This is a genomic window from [Phormidium] sp. LEGE 05292, from assembly GCF_015207735.1.
Lineage (GTDB): Bacteria > Cyanobacteriota > Cyanobacteriia > Cyanobacteriales > Aerosakkonemataceae > Floridanema.
Genome location: NZ_JADEWG010000031.1, coordinates 35,794 through 59,294, shown reverse-complemented (window position 1 = coordinate 59,294; position 23,501 = coordinate 35,794). Strand labels below are relative to the sequence as shown.

The 23,501-nt window shown below is 42.0% G+C and carries 11 protein-coding genes and 1 pseudogene; 7 read left to right on the top strand and 5 right to left on the bottom strand.

What is annotated here, in order from left to right; translation table 11 throughout:
* Window positions 1–199 precede the first annotated feature (199 nt).
* The 4 genes and pseudogenes from psaC to IQ264_RS11620 form a co-directional block, all read left to right on the top strand.
* Window positions 200–445 (top strand): photosystem I iron-sulfur center protein PsaC, encoded by a 246-nt coding sequence (gene psaC / locus IQ264_RS11635; RefSeq protein WP_073594425.1) that lies wholly within the window; start codon window positions 200–202, stop codon window positions 443–445.
* A 365-nt stretch (window positions 446–810) separates the two neighbouring features.
* A complete protein-coding gene (gene glmS / locus IQ264_RS11630) occupies window positions 811–2,712 on the top strand; it encodes a glutamine--fructose-6-phosphate transaminase (isomerizing) (protein ID WP_193980943.1) in 1,902 nt (633 codons plus the stop codon).
* 355 nt (window positions 2,713–3,067) lie between these two features.
* Entirely contained in the window at window positions 3,068–3,646 is a 579-nt protein-coding gene (locus IQ264_RS11625; RefSeq protein ID WP_193980942.1) for a Uma2 family endonuclease, read from the top strand.
* Between the two features lie 39 nt (window positions 3,647–3,685).
* Window positions 3,686–3,805 (top strand): annotated as a pseudogene (locus IQ264_RS11620) (hypothetical protein); the annotation flags it as partial.
* Between the two features lie 235 nt (window positions 3,806–4,040).
* On the opposite strand, the gene IQ264_RS11615 reads toward IQ264_RS11620, so the two are convergent.
* From IQ264_RS11615 to IQ264_RS11605, 3 genes are all read right to left on the bottom strand, one after another.
* Window positions 4,041–5,552 (bottom strand): glycosyltransferase family 39 protein, encoded by a 1,512-nt coding sequence (locus tag IQ264_RS11615; RefSeq protein ID WP_193980941.1) that lies wholly within the window; start codon window positions 5,550–5,552, stop codon window positions 4,041–4,043.
* Window positions 5,553–5,772: 220 nt separating this feature from the next.
* Window positions 5,773–8,085 (bottom strand): AAA-like domain-containing protein, encoded by a 2,313-nt coding sequence (locus tag IQ264_RS11610; protein ID WP_193980940.1) that lies wholly within the window; start codon window positions 8,083–8,085, stop codon window positions 5,773–5,775.
* Window positions 8,086–8,167: 82 nt separating this feature from the next.
* On the bottom strand, window positions 8,168–9,886 hold the full coding sequence (locus IQ264_RS11605) for an AAA-like domain-containing protein (protein WP_193980939.1): 1,719 nt from the start codon (window positions 9,884–9,886) through the stop codon (window positions 8,168–8,170).
* Window positions 9,887–10,471: 585 nt separating this feature from the next.
* Between IQ264_RS11605 and IQ264_RS11600 the strand changes: the two genes are divergently transcribed.
* The gene (locus IQ264_RS11600) at window positions 10,472–12,352 is read left to right on the top strand and encodes a glycoside hydrolase family 13 protein (protein ID WP_193980938.1); all 1,881 of its coding nucleotides are present in this window, start codon (window positions 10,472–10,474) and stop codon (window positions 12,350–12,352) included.
* Here IQ264_RS11600 and IQ264_RS11595 read toward each other — a convergent pair.
* Both IQ264_RS11595 and IQ264_RS11590 read right to left on the bottom strand, forming a co-directional pair.
* Complete coding sequence (locus IQ264_RS11595) at window positions 12,343–13,800, bottom strand: arylsulfatase B (protein WP_193980937.1); 1,458 nt, start codon at window positions 13,798–13,800, stop codon at window positions 12,343–12,345. The two genes, IQ264_RS11600 and IQ264_RS11595, sit on opposite strands and share 10 nt — an antisense overlap.
* Window positions 13,801–13,868: 68 nt before the next feature.
* On the bottom strand, window positions 13,869–15,734 hold the full coding sequence (locus IQ264_RS11590) for an alpha-amylase family glycosyl hydrolase (protein WP_193980936.1): 1,866 nt from the start codon (window positions 15,732–15,734) through the stop codon (window positions 13,869–13,871).
* 946 nt (window positions 15,735–16,680) lie between these two features.
* On the opposite strand from IQ264_RS11590, the gene IQ264_RS11585 reads away from it, so the two are divergent.
* Window positions 16,681–17,160 carry a hypothetical protein gene (locus IQ264_RS11585; RefSeq protein ID WP_193980935.1) on the top strand — a complete coding sequence of 160 codons (480 nt, stop codon included), beginning with the start codon at window positions 16,681–16,683 and terminating at the stop codon, window positions 17,158–17,160.
* A gap of 322 nt (window positions 17,161–17,482) precedes the next feature.
* The gene (locus tag IQ264_RS11580) at window positions 17,483–23,494 is read left to right on the top strand and encodes a hybrid sensor histidine kinase/response regulator (protein ID WP_193980934.1); all 6,012 of its coding nucleotides are present in this window, start codon (window positions 17,483–17,485) and stop codon (window positions 23,492–23,494) included.
* The last annotated feature ends 7 nt before the right edge of the window (window positions 23,495–23,501 follow it).

Genomic DNA, 23,501 nt, shown 5'->3' with positions numbered 1-23,501 from the left:
CCTCTGCTCCTCTGCCCCTCTGCCCCTCTGCCCTGAAACTCTGATTCTTTCGATCAATTGTCAAGTTCTTTAAAGTTTTGCTGAGTTTTGAGGAGTACCTGAGAGGGTGTGCGGTAAACTAAGCTTTGATTCAAAGAAGCTTGTGTTTTCTGCTTCATGCAGAGTCGCATTGTTGAGCCTCGTTTGGAGTCTTTATTCCATGTCACATTCAGTAAAAATCTACGATACCTGTATTGGCTGCACTCAATGCGTCCGGGCTTGCCCCACTGACGTATTGGAGATGGTTCCCTGGGACGGCTGCAAAGCCCAACAGATTGCCTCATCTCCCAGAACACAGGACTGTGTTGGTTGCAAACGTTGCGAAACGGCTTGCCCCACAGACTTTTTGAGCATCCGAGTTTACTTGGGCGCTGAAACTACTCGCAGTATGGGCTTGGCCTACTAAGCTCTTGCATCTTATAGTCCTGAGTGTTGAGTTGTGAAGATTCTTCTTCTATGTTGAACTTCTGACTCGCACTCAGGACTAATTATTTGGGGATTGGGGATTAGGGACTGGGGACAAGGGGACAAGGGGACAAGGGGACAAGGGGAATTTTATTGACGAAAAACTCTGGTAGGGGCGGGTTTTGTTGTTAACTCTTGTGTTGTGAACACAGATTTATCTACTCTCACCCGCCCCTACAACTCAAAACTTTCCTAGTCCCTGTTCCTTTTTTTGATGACTTGCTGAAAACTTGACGTTATCCTGATAGCTCAGTAGCTTTTAGCAAGTAAGTATAGTTGTTTGGCAAGAGCAGGAGTGGTCGTGAAATGTGTGGAATTGTTGGTTATATTGGCACTCAGGCAGCTAGTGAGATTTTATTAGCAGGATTAGAGAAGCTGGAATACCGGGGTTACGATTCTGCTGGCGTTGCCACTGTGAGAGAGGGAGAGGTTTACTGCGTTCGGGCTAAAGGGAAGTTGCAAAACCTGCGTGATAAGTTGGCAGGTGATGAAAATCCGGCGCAAATAGGAATTGGGCATACTCGCTGGGCTACGCATGGTAAGCCGGAGGAGTACAACGCGCATCCTCATACGGATACGGCGATGCGTGTGGCGGTGGTGCAAAATGGGATTGTGGAAAATTACCGGGAGTTGCGGGAAGAGTTAAAGAGTCGGGGGCATAAGTTTCGTTCGGATACGGATACGGAAGTGATTCCGCATTTAATTGCGGAGTTTTTAACTTTGTTGCCGAATAATTCTGCGGTTTCTGTTAGTTCGCGGTTTTTGGAAGCGGTGCGACAGGCTGTGAGTAAGCTGGAGGGGGCGTTTGCGATTGCTGTGATTTCTGCTGATTTTCCTGATGAGTTAATTGTAGCGAGACAGCAGGCTCCTTTGGCGATCGGTTTTGGTTCGGGTGAGTTTTTCTGTGCGTCGGATACTCCGGCAATTGTGCCTTATACTCGTGCGGTTTTAACTTTGGAAAATGGGGAATTAGCGCGGTTAACTCCTTTGGGTGTGGAGGTGTACAATTTTGCGGGTGATAGATTGAAGAAAACTCCCCGCACTTTGAATTGGAATCCGATATTAGTAGAAAAGCAGGGATTCCGTCATTTCATGTTGAAAGAAATCTATGAACAGCCAGGGGTGGTCAGGGCTTGTTTAGAAGCTTATCTTGATAGTGATTGGACGGCATCTAATGGGAAATCACCGATTAAATTGGAATTACCAGAAGAACTTTGTGCAGATTTAGAACATATTCAAATTTTGGCTTGTGGTACTTCTTGGCACGCTGGTTTGGTAGGAAAATATTTGTTGGAACAGTTGGCCGGAATTACGACGACTGTGCAGTATGCTTCGGAGTTTCGTTATGCACCACCGCCGTTAACTGCAAATACTTTAACTATTGGGGTGACACAATCAGGGGAAACGGCTGATACTTTGGCTGCGTTGTCAATGGAACAAACTCGCAGGTTGGGTAAGTCTGCGGAGTTTGAGGCTAGATTATTGGGAATTACTAATCGTCCTGAAAGTTCTCTTGGTCAATTAGTTTCTCATATTATTGACACCCATGCTGGGATTGAAATTGGGGTGGCGGCGACGAAAACTTTTTTGGCACAATTAATTGCTTTTTATTGTTTGGCTTTGGATTTGGCTTATCGGAGAAAGTCTTTATCTGCTACAGCAATAGTAAAGATTTTGGATGCTTTGCGATTGCTTCCGGCACAAATTGAAATGGTTTTGGAAAGCCAAGAAAGATATATTGAAGAGTTAGCCCATGATTTTGCGGAGACGCAAGATTTTATCTTTTTGGGTAGGGGAATTAATTATCCAATTGCTTTGGAAGGGGCGCTGAAACTGAAGGAAATTAGTTATATTCATGCTGAGGGTTATCCGGCTGGGGAAATGAAACATGGCCCGATCGCTCTTTTAGATGCTAAAGTTCCGGTAGTGGCGATCGCAATGCCCGGTAGTCCAGTTTACGAAAAAGTAATTTCCAATGCCCAAGAAGCCAAAGCCCGCGATTCCCGTTTAATTGGCGTAACCGCTGCTAATGAAGGTGAAGAATCTGATGTTTTCGATCAAGTTTTACCAGTTCCTTTAGTTGATGAATTATTGTCTCCCATTGTGACAGTAATTCCTTTGCAATTGTTGGCTTATCATATCGCTTCAAGACGAGGTTTAGATGTCGATCAACCTCGAAATTTGGCGAAGTCGGTAACAGTTGAATAAGGTGTATAAAGACAATAAAGTTGTACACTTGCCAATAAAGTCGTACACCGTGCCTGAAACTTGTACACTGAACAATAAAGTTGTACAATGAGCACGGAAATTTTACTTGCCAGGTTTTCCAGAGCGATAAGTTCTGGAGACTGGCTTGTATTAACCATCTGGATGAGGTAATCAGATGGCTAAACGTATCAGTTGCTAGGGACTTAATGGCAAGATTCAACTGTTAGTTTACGAGGAATAGCACGTCAGCTTGGTGTCGATCCAACTACTCGCGATTGTTGCAACGAGAGGTGATATGGTAAGAGTATCCAAGTTTTAAATTACGGCGTTTCCTTGGCATGGGGAATTTTCAGCAATGATTACTTCCACTCCGGTAATTTTAAATTTAAAAAATGTAGACTTAAGCGACGAGCAATTTTACCAACTCTGCCAAGACAATCAAAATTGGCAACTGGAACGAACACCCAAAGGAGAATTAATAATTATGCCTCCCGTCGGTGGAGTTAGTGGAAATCGAGAAGCCGATTTAAACGGCCCTCTTTGGTTATGGAATCGTCAAACTCAACTCGGCAGAGTCTTTAGTTCGTCTACCATATTTCGCTTACCGAATGGGGGAGACCGTTCTCCCGATGTTGCTTGGGTCGCCAACGAACGCTGGGAATCATTAACACCAGAAGAACAAGAGAAATTTCCCCCATTATGTCCTGATTTTGTGATAGAGTTGCGTTCTCGTACCGACTCCCTAACCCAACTGCAAGAAAAAATGCAGGAATATCTCAACAGCGGTTTGCGGTTAGGTTGGTTGATTAATCCCCAAGCGCAACAAGTAGAAATCTACCGTCCGCATCAAACCGTTGAAATTGTTCAATTACCCACAAGTTTATCCGGAGAAAATGTCTTACCCGGATTTGTTTTAGAATTACCCGTTTTTTGAGTGCAAACCTTATTGGTCAGAAGATATTGAACTGAACGAAAGTTTTTCGATCCTGAAAATGGTCGGAGGGCGAAGAAAGTTTATCGGTTTACAGTTGATGTGAGCGACAGGATTCCTGTAACTTTGGGCGAAGTTCGTTCTTGGTCTGTGCCAAAATAAAAAAATCAATATCAAGCGATCGCAGTTGAGATCAAAGATTTGCATCAAACAAGACAAATCTTTCCACTGTGTACGCTCGCTCGACAACTCCACAACAGCCGATCGGATTTGATTTGGTAGTGGCGATGGCTTACACCTCAGCGATCGCCTAAGCAGTTCCAAAGCCACATAATAAGCTTCTTAGTATACAACTTTATCCTCCATAGGTCAGCCCTAGAGCCACAAGTGTACAACTTTATTGTCTGCTTTCACCTGATTTCATCTGATAAAGATAAGTCAGCGATCCTGGCTTGCTGAAATAGTCCAGTTTTTGCCCTAAGCGATCGAGACTAGGCTTAACTATAACTTCTCTTTCTCTCCTTAATCCAGAAACTATAAACCAAACACGCTGTTTATTTTGTAGGTGTGATGATGTGCGTTTAATTTCTTCCCAATTTTGTTCCGAAAATGTCTCAGGATTAAAAAAGTCGTTATAAGGAAGAATAAAATACATAGATTTAGAGTAGCCATATTTGGCTGCATAATATTCAAATTGATCGGGCGAGCCTCCAACTAAAAATATGCCATCATTGGGTTGTTGATTAGCTTGTATATACTCAATTACAGGTCTAATTTCGTGTCTCGTTTCTGGAACAAAGAAAAATATACTTGATAAAATTAAAGGTGGAAGGATTAATAAATTAATAATTATTACTCCGGCTGTTGTTCTCAGCTTTTTCTGCTTACTGAATTGAGAAGTTAGAAATGCTGCACCCTCAGCAATGATTAAAATGAAAAAAGGAGTTAAAAATAAAATTAAGCGGTTACGAAAAGGATATTTATGAAGATATGCCGCCACCAAAGTTACAAATAATGGAGACATTAACACCAGAAACATCTGTTTGTTTTTTCTCAGGAATATAATGCTACCTATGATAAACACAATTAAAGAAATTTCGTCTATAGTTTCAAATCCTAATGGATTATTGAAGAACCTTTTCAAAGAATTTATTAGCCAGCCTAAGTCTAATACAGATTGGGGATATTCAGGTTTCCAAGCATTGTGTAAGTTTTGATTTTTGGCGGCATTTGCTAAAGTTAAAGAATAGAAAAAGCCAAAACCAATAATCCAAATAAAATAGAGGGGTAAACGGTTAATCAGAATTTCTCTTCGTCTTTTAGCAGGAGTTAACAGAAAATTGGCACTCTCAATTCCTGCTAAGACAAAAATAGCTGGATGAGATAGACAAATTGCTAATATTCCCAAGCCACCAAATAAGATAATTTTGGGTAAGGTTAAAATTTGATTTTTTAGGGGTATTAAAACTAGAGAAAGCAGCAATGCTACCATAACATCGCTAGAATATTGCTTAACTTCAGTAGCATAATAAAGAGGTTCTTTGAGGGAAGCGAATAGAATTAGTGCGATCGGTAAAGCAACCACAGATACAGTATTTTTACCTAATTCATAAAGAAGAAATAAAGAAGCGATTCCAGCAATGAGAGGAAACAAGCGCAATGAATATTCGCTGTGTCCAAATAGCTGAGTTGCTAATTTTTCAATCCACAAAAACCCGAAAGGTGCAGCTTGATTATGATCTAAAGGTTGTAGTAATTCTAGGTAAGAGCGATCGACAATATTCAACGCCAGACTTGCTTCGTCTCCCCACAAAGAGCGATTACTCAAATATTGAAAGCAGCGAATTATAATCCCAAATAAGAGCGCAAACCAAGCTAAATAATTAAAAAATTTAGGTTTTAACAACATTCATCACACCTACAGAATTACTAATCAGTTAATAAACTAAAGCGCAATCTAAATTGTATATTTTTAGGGCTTGCGTGCTGAAGCCTGAAACTTAGATCCCCCCTAGCCCCCCTTACAAAGGGGGGAACCTTCTAAGCCCCCTTTTTAAGGGGGTTGGGGGATCTCAGTAGTTAAATTGATTTCTCTCCTTGTCACCTAGTCCCCAAAAACACCAGAGAACCTACTTTTTGGCGAGGTTGGCACAGATACGCCGTTCTTCCTTTGCTTCATCAGGATGAGTTTCTAGATAATCTTTAACCCAATCACAGCCGGAAGCCATGAGTTGATTGACATCCAAAATCCACAGTTTCACCGTCTTGTCTAAACTTCCGGTAGCCAGAGTTTGACCATCGGGACTCCAACTGACACTATTGACAGAACTCTGATGACCTGTGAGAGTTTGCAGCAACTTTCCTTGTCGGTTCCACAGTTTCACCGTCTTGTCCCAACTTCCGGTTGCCAGAGTTTGACCATCGGGACTCCAACTGACACTATTGACAGAACTCTGATGACCTGTGAGAGTTTGCAGCAACTTTCCTTGTCGGTTCCACAGTTTCACCGTCTTGTCCCAACTTCCGGTTGCCAGAGTTTGACCATCGGGACTCCAACTGACACTATTGACAGAACTCTGATGACCTGTGAGAGTTTGCAGCAACTTTCCTTGTCGGTTCCACAGTTTCACCGTCTTGTCCCAACTTCCGGTTGCCAGAGTTTGACCATCGGGACTCCAACTGACACTATTGACATAACTCTGATGACCTGACAAAGTATTGCGTTCTCTGATTTCACCCCTATTAACTGTTTGCTCAAGGACAGCGATAGCTTGCTCTTGAATATAATTTGTAATAGATTCTTCCGAAAAATTTAGTTGTTTGGATGCTTGCCCTGCCTTTAATGCTTCCAGTAGTGCTTTGAGTCCATCTCCAGAATTAAATGATGCTTGGGAAAAGACAGTTTTCTCTACTGCATATCTTAAATTCTGGGCTTGCATGACTTGGTAAATAGCAAAAACACCTGCCCCAACTGCAATTAATCCAACTACCCCAGCAAAAATCGCAGTCCTAGTCCTAATCTTTTGTGCTTGTTGTTTGGCTACCCGTTCATCCTCTAACGCCAACTCTGCTTTCTGTCTCGCCTCACTTAAAATTTGATTAGCTTCTCTCTCGGTTGCCAAAGAACGCTCAACTTCCCGCCTTTCCAACTCCCGACTAGCATCCAAAAACTGATAATCTTGGTGACTTAAACTTTTCCCAGCCGCCCAAGCTTGGGCAATTTCCAAAGCTTGACCCCGCAATAATCGCGATTCATCTTGATAATTAGAATCTACCCAAGCCCGAAAGTTTTCGTTGTAAGGACGGAGATTAGCTAATGCTTTCTCTACCCAATCAAAGTTAAAAACAGTCTGATAAATTCGGTTATAAACTCTCAGTTTCCCCTCACGCTTGACCACTAATCCTGTAAGTCGCAGTTCCATTTGTTCTGGTGTATCGTCTGCGGGGACTGGAGGTTGGGGACCGCCATCGACTGGGGACTGGGGACTCGGTTCTGATTGGAGGATTTGCTGATATATTCCTAATAATCTGCTGGCGCGTTGTTCGCTTCTGAGAATGCGATCTCTAATCGTCTTTAAATGCTCTGGTACATCCTGGGTTTCCCAATTTTCAATTACCCGCTTTTGCACCAAATTTTCTACCCAAACCTGGGGATGTTCGATTGATTGGGAATTGAGGGAATTGTTGATTAACTTACAAATCTTTTGGGTTAAAAAAGGCTGTCCGCCAGTCCAAGATAACACCGATGCTAACAATTCTTGGGAATTTTCCACTCGATTAGCGAAACCTTTTGCTAAAGGTTCAGCTTCCGTTAATTGAAACCCTGTTAACTCAATTGCCCGACCAATATTAAATGGTGTACGACGACGGTCACTAATCAAATCCGCAGGCGTTGCCACCCCAATCAAAGCAAAAGTTAAACGGTTATATTCTGGTTTATCTGCCCGTTGATTAAAACAATCCCGAATCAGCGCAAAAAAGTCATCAATATTAAATGGTAAAGCCAATACACTATCAATTTCATCAACAAAAATTACAATATTTTTATCAATAGATTCTAAAAGAATTTCACCTAAAAATTTACTAAACTTTTGTACAGGAGACAATAAGCCGTGACTCGTCCACCAATCATCTAAATCGAAGTTGCCGTAAAGTTCAAAACCATTTACTAAATAATCGATGATTCCGGCATACCATTGTTCAGCAGTAATATCGGAAGTTCCTATAGCAGTAATATCAACAGCAGCACAAGCAACTCCCTCATTTTGTAAGCGTTGCATTGTTTGTACCCGCAAACTAGACTTACCCATTTGTCGGGAATTGAGTACATAACAAAACTCACCTGCTTTTAATGCTGCATACAAATCTTCGTCAGCTTTTCGTCTGACATAAGTAGGCGCATTAATTGGTAAACTACCACCAACTTGATATTCGTAAACCATCTTTTTATTTTTGATTTTGAATTATAAATGTACGTTGTTGCGCTTTAGCGCTATAGCTGGCGCTGAAGCGCAACAACGTACCTTAACGGACTCCTAACATATCTTTGAAATACAAGCGATAAAGGTTGCATAATGGAACTACATCATTACCTCGCAATTCTACTAATCCCATACTTCTTAGTTTAAACGCTTCCATTTGTTCCAACCGCACTGGAACAGAAGCAGATATTACCTGTTTCATTGCTGCTTCTAATTTCGGATCGGCTTTAATATTAGTTAAATGTCGCCGCAAATGATCGTCGTAAATTCCTGCTTCGGTAGGCGCTGATTCTAAAAACTTTTCTAGGGTTAATTGTCCTCGCGCAAAATTATAAAGTGCTTTTCGCAATAAATAAGGATGTCCGTCTACCATTCCGATTAATTGTTCTATTTCATGATTCGACCAATTTAACCCGTGACGTTTTATTAATTCAGTAACTTGTGTTGAGTTTAAATCTGGTAATTCAATGGGTAAACCAACATTAAACGGCGACTGGTTAATATTAAGAGGAATGTAAACTTCCTTAGAATGAACGATGACTAAACGTAGTTTTTGCCAAGTTGGTTCGTTTTTACTTCTTTCGTGCCATGCTCTTAGTAAACCAAAGAATTCTTGAGCAGTTTTCTCATCATGGAATATCTGATCGACTTCATCTAATCCTAATGTTAATGGTTCGGTGACAGATGTGAGTAAGTAGCGTTGAAAGTAGTTACTACATTTGTTTTTGCTACCTAGTACGCCTTTCCAATATTCTGTTAGACGATCGTCCAAATTTAATTCATTAGCAACACTGGCAGAAAACCATTGTAAAAATTTATCTATGCTACTAAGAAATTCTGCATCAGCAGCTTGAAAATTCAGATAAGCCGTTTGATGTCCTTGTTGTTTAGCATGGTGTAAAATGCGTTGCAAAAGAGAAGTTTTTCCCATTTGTCGCGGTGCTTTCACTCTGATTAATGCACCTGGTTTAACAATTGTTTCATAACAATCTGATTCAATGGGAGGACGTTCTATATATAGGGGAGAATTCAAACTAACAGAACCTTCTGGGTTATCTAATTCTGTGAGTGAAATGGGTTGTGCAATGGTCGATCGCCCAGATGATTCCTCAATTGTACTGCTATCTGGCAAATCAGAATTTTCATCTTCAATTAGTTCTTCTGGTAAATCGGAATCAGCAAAATCTGAGCTTTTTAATAATATTGGCGTAAGTTCTTCTGGGATACCCGCCATACTGATACTGACGCAGCCCATTTTATACGCAAATTCTACTGTTTTCCCCGCGCCTAATGCGTCGTAAAATCCTACTGCAAATTCGCGTGCCGCATTATCTCCTACTGCTTGTTTCATGCCGATAACGTAGGGTATATGATGTGCGATCGCTTTTGCTTGCACTTCCGAGTAGCAAGCATTCAGTACCACACACTCCACTTGGTCTTTAAATAACTCAAACAAACTTGCCAATGCTTTAGCACTCACCAACTTGATCTTTTGATTTCCATCTTCAAAAGCTAAACCATCCTCTCCCGCACCATGTCCTGCAAAATGGACAATCTCTGGATTAAATCCTAACACTGCTCGCTGCATATCTCTGGGTGTCACTGCCAATTCTTTTTCTAGTTGGAAATTGTGACGCTTTTTTGCTCTTTGTAAACCATGTTCAATTTCTTTAACTTCTTGCTCTAAACTCAAAGGGCTAGTATTTTTAGGATTGGCTGCCAAAAATAGGATGGTTTTCTTTTTTCTTGTAGGAGTACTCATAAATTTACAACTACGCTGATCTTCTCCCTACTATAACAGTTATCAAAGTAGCGATCGCAAATTCTTACTAGCGCAAGATCCCCCTAAATCCCCCTTAAAAAGGGGGACTTTGAATCCGATTCCCCCCGTGATGTTAATAGCAAAGCTTCCGCTGGTTCCCCCATTTTTAAGGGGGGCGGAGGGGGGATCTTTTAAAGCGGTTAGGGAGGATCGAATCGACAATATTTGTAACTAACAACTTGGGTTACTATAGTGCATAAATCCATCTTAGTCGCACCTATTAATAATATTTACCCTCCTCTAGAAATGACTTGTCCAGTTTTTTAACAAGTTCACATAAGAAATTAAAAATCGGTTCTCATGACATTTCACGCAGCAAGTTTTGTAATTTAAGAACCTATCAAACAAAAAATTTATTTAAGGATTTTTTACCAGGAGATCGGATATTGTAAAGCTAGTGCAGCGCAGCAGAAATCACCAATCAGTTGAAAAAAGGTAATAAAGCTGAATATAAAAGCCTTCTTTCCTTCTGCTTTCTGCCTTCTGCCTTGGAGCCTTCTTGTACTAGCCAATTTGATAGGATCGATGAAAGATCAATTTCCCCAACTTCCTGAATTTATCTTTGGTCCGCTTTCAACCTCTCAGGGACGATTGAAACAAGCCCGGATGGAACGAATCGGGTTATTTCATGATGTTACCTTGAGAGCGATCGATCCCACAGAAAACGAACCGATTCTCATCACCGTGCGAGTGGGGGCAGAAATTGCGGTTAAATCCGTTAGCCTTCATTACACAACAGATACCTCTGCTCTCTTATCTTCCTTGGATTTCGAGCATCCATCGATCGTAACGCTACCAATGCAACGTACTCAGATTGAATGGGATACTTTGCAATGGTGTTATCTAGAACATTGGGAAGCTACTATTCCAGGTCAAGCGCAAGGAACGCAAGTATCATATTTGATAACTGCAACCACGATAACCAATCAAACGATCGCCAGTCCTTATGTAGATGTGGATGCGCTAAAACAGTCGAGTAACGCAGAAGATTTTGATTTCAAAGCATTAGAAAAGCTGTATCGAAACAATAAACCGCAAATTTATCAATTCGTTGTTGATGGGGAAAAGATTCCAGCGTGGATCGGAGAAGCGATTATTTATCAAATTTTTGTCGATCGCTTTGCACCAGATCCAGGAACCGCTTTTCACACACCAGACGATCGCAGTTGCATTTATGGTGGCACTTTAAACGGAATTTTATCAAAACTGGATTACTTGCAAGATTTAGGCGTAAACTGTCTCTGGTTAACGCCCATTTTTCCCAGTCCTTCCCATCATGGCTACGATCCGATCGATCACAGCACCATTGAACCTCGCCTTGGCACAATGGAAGACTGGCAAAACCTGATCTCACAAGCCCATCAACGTGGAATTCGGATTATTTTAGATTACGTGGTGAATCATGTTTCCGACAAACATTCTGCCTTCCAAACAGCTTTGAGCGATCGTCTACATCCTAGCTACGAATGGTTTCGATTTCGCGACCATCCATTAGAATACGATTGCTTTTTTGATGTTCCTGGACAACCCGAAGTAAATTCAGATAATCCGGGAGTGCGGGAGTATTTCATCGAACACGCCTGTTATTGGTTACAACAGGGTTGTGATGGTTTTCGGTTAGATTATGCTCATGGGGTGACTCATGCCTTCTGGTCTATGTTTCGTGACGCAACTCGACGCACAAAATCAGATAGTGTGACGCTGGGAGAAATTACCCAACCGCCATCGGTAATGCGATCGTACACCGGACGAATGGATGGTTGTTTAGACTTTAGATTATTAGAACTCCTGCGCGGCTTCTTTGTGTTTGAAAACCTCAGCGTCAGTCAGTTCGATCGTGCATTAGAACAGCATTTGGCTTATTTCGGGTCGAGTTTAGTCTTACCCAGTTTCTTAGATAACCACGACATGAATCGGTTTTTGTGGGTGGTGGATGGCGATAAACGCCGCCTGAAACTGGCAGCATTATGTCAATTTACCTTACCCAATCCCCCAATCATTTATTATGGAACCGAAGTGGGCTTAAGTCAGTTAGAAAACGTGGGGCGCTTGGAAGAATCTCGATTACCAATGCTGTGGGGCGCAGAACAAGATACCTCTTTGCTGGAGTTCTACAAACAGTTAATTGCCTTGCGTCGGAAAACGCCTGAACTTTGGCAGCAACCGCGTCAATCTTGGTTACTTGATGATGTTAATCGTGTTTATGGGTATGAATGTGGCGAGTATGCGATCGTACTCAACGCACATACTCAGAAATTCACCTTGTCTTTATCCGATCGTTGGAAACAACCTCAACCGATCCTGACCACTGACTCAACTACACTCTGGAACTCTCACACAAATCAGATCGCCCTTGCCCCTTTTGCTGGAGTTGTTTTGCAAAAACCGGATGACCGTCATGGTTGATTTTCGATCGCCTCCTTCTCATCAGGCGTGGAAACAGAGGTAAAAAGTATGCTCTTTGCCGCACCAAATGATTCTTTTAAAAACAGCGGGAAGACGGCATCACCAGACATCCCCTCAATCTGCTGCTTCAGCTTGGACACGACCTCCGGGTTTTTGTCAGCAAGGTTGGTCTTCTCCGAAGAATCCTGTACCAGGTTGAAGAGTTCGACTTGAGGCGGCAGCGTCACCTGCCAAACCAATTTCCAGTCTCCCTGACGAAGTGCGGCACGAAATGGCTCGATGTTGTAAACAACTTCATTACGGGCGGAGGGCTTCTCACCACTTAATGCTGACCAAACGTTCAATCCATCGAGTGGTTTACTCTTACCAGAAGGCACACCAGCAAGACCTGTCAATGTTGGGTACATATCTACAATGTGAATCGGTTGATTAACCACCGAACCTGGCTTGATGTGTCCCTGCCAGTTGGCTAGTGCAACAACGCGAGTGCCGCCCTCGTATAGCGATCCCTTGCCATCGCGGAAAGAACCATTGTCAGCAGGGATGGTTCCGCCAGAGGTATCGACCTCACCTGTAAATTGAGCCGATCGGGGTCCGCCATTGTCGCTTTGGAAGACAATGAGCGTGTTGTCACGCATCCCACGCTTGTCTAGCGCCGCCAGCACCAGACCAATCTGGTTATCCATCGCTGTAATCATGGCAGCATAGGTACGACGGTTAGGGTCAGTGATGTTTTTGTACTGGTCTAGATACTCCGGTGGTGCTTGATAGGGAGCATGGGGTGCGGTAAATGCCAAGTAAAGAAAAAGTGGGGTCTTTGGATTGTGTTCTCCGATCAGTTTTACTGCATCTTGACCCAACAATGTCGTCACATAGCCTTCTTCTTCAACCAACTGATTGTCTCGATACCAATCAATCTTGTTATGTGCTGAGTGAGTGAAATAGTCGATCTCGCCAAGAATCGGGCCGTATTGGTAATCAAATCCCCGTTGTCGGGGCCAATACTTGCGATCGGCATGACCAAGGTGCCACTTGCCTATGATGGCAGTCTTGTAACCCACTTCTTTCAGTGCTTGGGGTAGCAGCCACTCGTCGGTTGCCAGACCATATTTACCAGCTGAAGGAATCACTAATGTTTGTAGTCCATAGCGATGGGGATATCTGCCAGTCATCAGTGCGGCTCTTGATGGTGTACACATGGGCTGGGCATAGTATTGTTCGAGTTGTACCCCACTCTGAGCAAGCCGATCGAGGTTTGGTGTTTTGATATCGGAACCGTGAAACCCGACATCTTTCCATCCTTGGTCATCCGACATAATGTAGAGGATATGAGGAGGGGAAGGTGGCTGTTGAGCTACAGCTAATGGCAACCATTTAAGACTACTTAAAAGAAGCGTTAAAAGGAATGCGATGAATAACCCTACTAAATTCTTAGCTGAATTTCTCATTTACTATCACTATCTACTCGTGGATGGTTTGCATGAACATGAATATCAAGAGAGGAAAAGCAATGTGTTTAGCCCAAAATGACCATCCCTGCTGGTGGCAAAGACAGCCGCACATAAGCACGACCTTCGGCAGTCTGCTCAACAGCGATAAATTCGTTAGTGGGAGGCTGTTTGAGTTGTTCATCTGTCCAATCAGCCCGGTAAAGCACCCGCAGTTTTGACCCTGGAGGATTCAAGTTTCCGTCTACGGTGACATCGGCTCCTCTAGGTTCTAATCCATGAGTATTCATCACCATGACAATCTCGTGATAGGAGAGAATTCTAGACCAGCCAAAGAGTTCACCTGCCCCTGGAATCTGGAAGGGATAGCCACAGAAGGAGGTTTCACGAGGATAGCAAATACCCATTCTTAGGGAGCGTCCGATCGAATTATTACCGTTGCGAATTCGAGCGATCGCAGCAATCCGCAAATAGGTGGGATGCTCAGGATTAAAGAAATGACAACCTGTAGTTTGAAATGCCCCAAACGGCCCCCCAAACATATCTTCCCGAATATAACGGTCTTCACCAAAGCGGTTGGGTTCAATGCTGTAGTCGTGATAACCCTCATTGCCATCAAAAGCTTGCTCTGTGCCGTAGTAGATACAGGGAATACCGGGAGTTAGCAGTTGAATGCCAACCGCATGAGCCGATTGCCAGTAGCTGTGCGGTGTGGAGTTATGGGCGGCAAAACGCTGCTTGTGGGACTTGCAGGACATATCATGGTCATCCAGGATGGAGACATGGAGCCGTCCAGTCTGGATGTAACGAGCCAGATCGGAATCGGTACGGAAGCGTTGAAAGAAGTCCATCGGATTGAGTGTACCGCGAGCCGCCCCTGCCATCTGATTTGGGGAGTTGTTAATATCAAGTACTGCGGTTAATGCTCGATCGAAAACACTGCCGAACAAAGATAGATAGTTGAACGACATCAAGTTATCGGTGATTTCGCCTACGAGGAGAAAGTTTTCCTTACCGATCGATTGAGCATAGCGAGCGATCGCAAAACTGAACTGAGCACAGATGTCTTTGGGAATATGTTTAGCAGCGTCAATGCGGAAGCCGTCACAATCAGTTACAGCAATCCAGTATTGATAGCAACGAACGATCGCTTCCAACGTGGCTTTGTGGTAGCCATCCAGCTTCTTCAAATCGAAAAAATCGCCCCGGCGAAATTCCGCATTCGGGTCCATCGGGTCGGGATTGCTCCAGTTGACGATCGCACCCCGACGGTTATAGGCATCTAAAGATTGGAATTCCTTGGGCCAGCAGCCATCTTCCAGGCTTTGAATTTCAGGAATACACTCACCCGTGCCGGAACGCCAGCCCGCAAAACTGTAAGGCGGCTCATAGCGGTAAGGCAGTGATTCTTCAGTAATGCCAGTCAGGTCTGGCCCATAGAACCAGTTATTACCAGTATGGTCGATCACAACATCTAACACAACGACCATTCCGCGATCGTGTGCATCATCGATCAGGTCGCGCAAATCTTGAATCGTGCCGAAACGAGGGTCAATATCGAGAAAATTCTGGATCGCATAGCCATGATAAGTTTGCAAATCTGCTCTTTGCTTGAAAGCAGGATTCAGCCACAAACCTGTAATTCCCAATCCTTGCAAGTAATCCAACTTGCTGCGTATGCCCTGAAGCGTTCCCCCTGTGAAGCGTAAGCCAGCTGACATCCAGGCGCGTTTGTCTTGAGTTCGGTATTGTTCGGGATGGCGATAGTCGAACATCGGACGCTCTGCCTCCCGACCATCGCTGAAGCGATCGGGCAATATTTGATAAAAAATATGATGTTTCCAAAGCATGGGGCTGGGAAAAACCCTTCCACGCGGTTCCAAATTAAGCTGGGAGAGATCGTGTGGGGTAAAATCCTCAACCTTGGTTTTCATTGTTAACCTAACCTCTGGTGTTAATTGATGAAATCATGAGTTTTAATTAATGAACCCAAATGCTTATAGCCCTAAATGTATTTGATGTGCATCTGCGCGATCGTACACACATTAGAAAACAGACTGTTGGATTAGCGAACCGGAAATTTTGGTGGGGGAAGGGAACAGGGAACAAATATTTTCTTTCTTCGTCTCAGTTTGAATTGGTAGCCAGATATAGAAAAATCAGTATAACAAGACTCACTCCTACGCAAAGCACATCTAAATTTTTGAACAAGCACAGACCAATTTCTTGTCATTTCATGCCAAAGGGAAAAAGCGATCGCTAAATTTAGGACTTACGCACTGGCGATCCCCCAACCCCCTTAACTTCCCCCCTTGTGTTTTGGGGACTTAATTAACTTCCCCCCTTGTGTTTTGGGGGGTTAGGGGGGATCTAGGTTTCAGGCAGAGAGGTTTTTCCGTACTTAAGCTTGCATCGCATCTAAAATTGTATATTTTTGGTGTTAGGCAAAAACCGTCAATCCCTCTCCCCATCCCCCCATCTCCCCATCAGCCTAAATATTCAATTTAAATGCTTAGCAGTTTAGTGTACTAAATCCCTTATTGATTAAACCAGTCCGCTTTGAACCCTCTGTTCAACTCCGAAGCGATCCTTGACAACAGGCAAGAAACCAAATATTCTCTTTCTTTAGGGGGATGTAAAACAGGAGCAAGTAATTCTTGTTCTATTGCGATGTGACGGCTATGCACTTGCATTCACTGCCCCAACAAGCTTAAAGGCAAGAGCGGCTAGGGCATTTAAACAATGTAATGGTTGCCCAAGGTAAAAATATCAGCATCATGCTTGGCAAGCTCGACGAAATAGGCATTGTTGAAGGTCGATTGATTTCCCAAATCTTTCAATTTTGACATTGATTTTCTGTAAAAAAATTAAGGACGTAATATGAAAACATCTCATTTAGTACTTTGTGGAATTGTTGCTGCTGGAGTATCTGCTGCTTTTTTTACCGCTATTTCCCATGCTCAAACTCCCGCAGCTCCCGCAACTCCCCCGCCTCTCCCCCCGTTACAGAAAAGTTGTGTTTTTCTTAAGGAAGTTACTACAGGGCAGCCGCAGGTTAGAAAAGTGGTACGGGTAGGCAATGAAAATACCGATTTTGCTGTTCCTACGGGAGTCAGATTTAAATCATACGTTGCTATGTTATTGCCAGAAAACACTGCTAACTACGATGCTAGATTGTTTTTTAAATACAATGACGGTAGCAGTGCGGAAGTATTTAGGAAAACAATTGCAGCTCAAAGATTCCAGCGTTATTCAGGAAATTTTCGTTCTCCCTCTGGAAGGCAACCTTTTCAGATTAACTTTAATGTTTCTAGCGCTCGTAACAATGCCTATCACGTTGCTGTAATGGCTTGCCAATAGGAACTTGAGATTAACTCAAGTTAATAGGTATGTTGTTGCGCTTGAGTCCTAGTAAATAGTGGGTAGTGGGTAGTGGGTAGTAGAAATCCCACTACCCATTATCTGTTATACCAAATCCGGGTCAGCTACTCCCTTTATGATTGGGCGATTGAAATACGTGCTACGCACACGCTACGCGAACGCTGTTATTCAAGGATTAGCACGATCGCTGTTTAATTAGGATTTTGATTGAAAACAGGGAACGGAGAGCGGGGAACAGAGAAATGTGCTCAAATGAGGTATTTGATATTATCAAATTAGAGGACAAACCACAGAAAAAATAATGAGTACGACGATCGCTGGTTACAATTTGCTCGAAATCCTTTATGAAGGAGCTACTACCTGTGTTTACCGAGCTAAAGCGTGTCAAAACAATTTAGGAGCAACGTCTGTCATTATTAAAACTCTAAAAGCTGAGTATCCAACGATCGGTCAGCTAAATCGGTTAAAACACGAATATCAAATTTTACAAGACTTAGAAATTGCAGAAATTGTTGAACCATTAGCTTTAGAAAGCTACGGTAATGGATTAGCGTTGATTCTGTCTGATTTCGATGGAGAATCGTTGGCAAAAGCGATCGCTAAACAACCATTTAAATTAAACAATTTTTTACCAATAGCCATTCACTTAGCGGAAATTCTGGCGCAGCTGCATCAGCAAAATATTATTCATAAAGATATTAAACCTCATAACATTCTCGTCAATGAAAAAACAAGTGAAGTTAGGTTAATTGATTTCGGTATTTCTACCCGTTTATCAACAGAAAGTCCAACGATCGATCGCATCAATGTTCTGGAAGGAACACTCTCCTATATGTCTCCAGAACAGACTGGGAGAATGAATCGATCGATCGACTATCGCACAGACTTTTATTCTCTTGGTGTTACTTTCTATGAAATGTTGACTGGGCAGCTGCCATTTCCAGCGACTGATACCTTAGAAATAATTCATTGCCACATTGCTAAAACAGCCATTCCACCTCATCTTATCAATTCGGATATTCCACAAGCAGTGTCCGATATTGTGATGAAATTACTAGCTAAGACGGCAGAAGAACGTTATCAAAGTGCGCTGGGATTGAAAGCTGATTTAGAAATTTATCTTTCTGGTGCAATTTCTGGTTTTAAGATAGGAGAATTCGATTTATTTAGCCAATTTTCGATTCCAGAAAAATTGTATGGACGCGATCGCGAAATTGACTTGTTAATGAAAACTTTCGCTCGCGTTACAGATGGCAAAACTGAAGTCATGTTAGTTAAAGGTTATTCTGGTATTGGAAAATCGTCATTAGTTAATGAAATTCGCAAACCTATTGTTGGAGCGAGAGGATATTTCATCTCTGGCAAATTCGATCAATTTCAACGCAATATTCCTTACTCTGCAATTATTACCGCCTTTCAATCATTAGTAAAACAACTCTTGACTGAAAATGAAATTCAACTAACCCAATGGGGAACCAAACTTTTAAAAGCTCTTGGTAATAATGCTCAAATTATTATTGATGTTGTTCCAGACATAGAACTGATTATTGGCAAACAACCCACTGCGCTAGAATTAGCTCCAACGGAAGCCCAAAACCGATTTAATGTTGTTTTTCAAAAGTTTATTCGTGTTTTCTGCTCGCCAGAACACCCTTTAGTTTTGTTTCTGGATGATTTACAATGGGCTGATTCTGCTACACTCAAATTGCTGGATGCGATCCTAACTGATGCAGAAACAGGCTATTTATTTTTACTGGGAGCCTATCGAGATAATGAAGTTAGTTTGAGCCATCCTTTAGTGATCGCTCTTGATTCAATGCTGTCTAAAAGCATTATTATTCATGAAATTACCTTGGCTCCCTTAGCCCTTGCAGATATTAGCAACCTCATTGCTGACACACTTCATAATGATAGAATTTCTGTTCAAACATTAGCTGAATTAGTTATCCGAAAAACTTCAGGTAATCCCTTCTTTGTTACTCAATTTTTGAAAACATTGTATCAGGAAAATCTGCTTCAATTTAATAGTTCAGCGCCGGGAAGTAAAGCATATTGGCAATGGAATATTACCCAAATTGAGGCACTTGACATTACAGATAATGTTGTTGAATTGATGATTCAGAAGTTGCGAAAATTACCTGAATCTACTCAACAGGTGTTACAGTTAGCAGCTTGTGTGGGTAATAGATTTGACTTGCAAACTCTGGCAACTATTTATAAGCGATCGCCAACCGTTACCTATCAAAATATTTTACCAGCCATTGCAGAAGGCTTAATATTACCAACTTCTGAATTAACACTTCCAATAGAAGATTCGATCGATCCGCATCTAATGAACCTGGGATTTAAGTTTCTGCATGACCGAGTGCAACAAGCAGCTGATGCGCTAATTGATGATAATTTTAAGCAAGCCACTCACTTACAAATTGGTCGTTTGCTTTGGCAAAATACGTCACCAGAAACATTATCAGAAAAGATATTTGAAATTGTCGATCACCTCAATTTAGGCATTGAGTTAATTACAGATTCAGCGGAACGAGTTGAAATCGCCAAGCTTAATTTAATTGCTGGACAGAAAGCCAAAGCAGCAATGGCTTCTGTTGCGGCAAACAAATATTTGCAAGTCGGTTTAGAACTGTTAGGAAATTTGAGTTGGGAGACTGAGTACGAACTGACATTAGCACTGCATACCGAAGCAGCAGAGTCGGCATATTTGAGCAGTGATTTTGAAGCAGTACAGCGATTCGTTGACATTGTGCGAAACTGCGCTAAAACTTTGTTGGATAAAGTGAAAGTATATGAGATTCAGATTCAAGCTCATGTATTGCAGAACAAACTGCTAGAAGCAATTAATACGGCACTACAAGCCTTAAAGCTGTTGGAAGTGAATTTTCCCGAAAACCCAGTTCCATCTGATATTGGACAAGCACTTTCCGAAACTGCGGCGATTTTGAATGGGAGACGAATTGAGGATTTAGTCGATCTGCCTCAAATGAGCGATCCCTACGAACTAGCAGCTATTAAACTTTTAGCAAGTATCTTTGCTCCCGCCTATATTGCTGCTCCTACACTGTTACCATTGGCAGTGTGCAAACAAGTCGATCTATCAGTCCAACACGGTAATGCTCCGGTTTCTCCTACTGCTTATGCCAATTATGGTCTTCTACTGTGCGGAGTTGTGGGAGATATTGATTCGGGCTATCAGTTTGGTCAATTAGCTTTAAATCTGCTGTCAAGATTAAATACTCAAGAAATTAAAGCTAAGACAATCGTCATCGTCAATATCTTTATCCGACCCTGGAAAGAGCACCTGAGACAAACGTTAGAGCCTTTGATGTCAGCTTATTCTATTGGGATGGAGACAGGAGATTTAGAATTTGGTGCTTTTGGTCTATTAGTGAGATCCTATTTCGCTTACTACAGCAGCAAAGAATTGACTGCCCTTGCAAGAGAGATGGCAATCAATAGAGATGCGATTGATAAAATCAAGCAAAAAACAGCACTTAATTATCATGAAATCTATTGGCAGGCTACCTTAAATCTGCTGGGGCAAAGTGAAAATCCTTGCCGTCTCCAGGGTGAAGCTTACGATGAACAAATAGGGCTGCCACTACACGAGCAAGCAAACGACAGAGCAGCGATCGCTTACACCTATTTGAATAAACTTTTACTTTGTTATTTATTTGAAAATTACTCAGAAGCGCTCGAAAATGCCGTAATCGAAGAAAATTATTTGGACGCAGTTGTCGCAACACCCCATATTTCTCTCTTTCATTTCTATGACTCTTTAGTCAAGCTGGCGGTATATTCTGACGTTCCCCAGTCAGAACAGCGAGACATTCTTGGCAGAGTAAAAGCTAATCAAGAAAAAATACAGAATTGGGCGCATCATGCTCCCATGAATTATCTGCACAAATTCTATTTAGTAGAGGCAGAGCGGCATCGGGTTTTAGGTGAAAAAGTAGAAGCAATGGAACTGTATGATAAAGCCATTGCATTGGCTAAAGAAAATAAATATTTGAATGAAGAAGCACTTGCTAATGAACTCGCTGCCAAATTCTATTTGTCATGGGGGAAAGATGCGATCGCGCAACTCTATCTCCAAAAGGCACATTATGCTTATCAAGTTTGGGGCGCTCAAGCTAAAGTTGAGTATTTAAAAGAAAAATATCCCCAATTTTTGACTCGGACTTCAGTCAAGAATGGCACAAATACTACAAATCACCAAATAACTACCCATCATACTGAAACTGATAAAAACCTGGATTTAGCTACTGTTATGAAAGCAGCGCAAGCTCTTTCGGGTGAAATTATTCTCAGCAAATTGCTGACAAAGTTGATGCAGATTTTACTGGAAAATGCGGGAGCAGAAACAGGAATATTAATTTTAGAAAAATCTACACAACTCTTTATAGAAGCAACTGGACGAGTTAATCAAGATGAGATTACTGTCGAACAATCTATTGTTGTAGAAACCAGCCAACAGTTACCATTATCGATTATTAATTATGTGCAACAAACGCAGGAAAATGTAGTTTTAAATGATGCTAATCGTGAGGGAATTTTTATAACTGATAGCTATATTGTTGCTCAACAACCGAAATCTGTTTTATGTGCGCCGATCGTTCATCAAGGCAAACTAATCGGTATTCTTTATTTAGAAAACAATTTAACAACGGGTGCTTTTACAGCAGAACGAGTAGAAGTTTTACAAGTTTTATCTTCTCAGGCGGCGATTTCTATTGAAAATGCACGTCTGTATCAAGATTTAGGAACTGCTAACGCTGACTTGCAAAAATCTCACGAACAATTAGAGGATTACAGTAAAACTCTGGAATTAAAAGTGGAAGAACGGACTTTACAACTTCGGCAAGAAGTACGCGATCGCCAACGCGCCGAGGAAATAGCCCAATCTGCTAACCGCGCCAAGAGTGAATTTTTAGCAAATATGAGTCATGAACTCCGTACACCGCTTAATGGCATCTTAGGCTATACTCAAATTTGTCGAAAAGATCAAGCTTTATCTGAGCAGCAAAAGAATCGCATTGCCATCATTCACCAATGTGGAGAACACTTGCTAACGCTGATCAATGATGTTTTAGATTTGTCTAAAATTGAAGCTCGCAAAATGGAACTTTATCCCAGAGAGTTTCATTTTGATGAATTTTTACAAAGTATTGTCGAGATTTGCAAAATTAAAGCTGAACAAAAAGGAATTACGTTAATTTATGAAACATTATCTCCTCTGCCCAAAGTGGTGCGAGCAGATGACAAACGTTTGCGCCAAATTTTGCTAAATCTACTGGGAAATGCGATTAAGTTTACTGAAATGGGAGCGATCGCATTTAAAGTAGGTTATCACGAGGAGAAGATTCGCTTTCAAATCAAAGACTCAGGCGTTGGTATTGCTGCCGATGAGCTCGACGAAATCTTTCAGCCGTTTCAACAGGTAGGCGAAAATAGCCGCAAAACAGAAGGAACAGGATTAGGATTAGCCATCAGCGGTCAACTAGTGGAGATGATGAGCGGAAAGCTTCAGGTTAAGAGTAGCTTGGGTGTAGGCAGCACTTTCTGGTTTGACTTAGACTTGCCGGAAATTCATTCATCGACAAATGCGGCGAATGTCTTACAGCGCACGGTGATTGGAATCAAAGGCGAAAAGCGGAAAATTTTAGTTGTAGACGACAAACCGACGAATCGCTCTATCTTGGTCAATTTTTTAGAGCCGATCGGATTTGAGGTGTTAGACGCTGTGGATGGTGAAGATGGATTGAATAAGGCACAAGTATTTCAGCCTGATGCCATCCTAATTGATTTGGTAATGCCGAATCTAGACGGTTTTGAAGCAACTCGTCGGCTCAGATCGATACCTGCCTTGAAAGATATTATCGTGATTGCTATCTCGGCAAGCGTCTTTGAATTCGATCAACAACAAAGTATTAAAGTCGGCTGTAATGATTTTTTACCAAAACCGATTCGAGAAGAGGATCTGCTTGAGAAATTGCAACAACATTTGAAGTTGGAATGGATTTATGAAAATGAGAGCGAAATTGGGGAACCATTAAAAGAGAAAGATAAATTGGAAAATAACCAAGTGAGTTCTTCAATTTCTCCTGTAATGTCAATTCCATCTAGAGAAGAGGTCGCTATTTTTCTCGATTTAGCTATGCGAGGAGACTTAAGAGCGATCGCGAAACGAGCTACACAATTAGAGGAATCGAACCCGCAGTGGAGCCATTTTGCCAGCCACTTGAGACAGCTTGCTAAAGAATTTAAGGGACGGCAAATTTTAGAATTTTTGCAGCAAAATTGAAATGTAT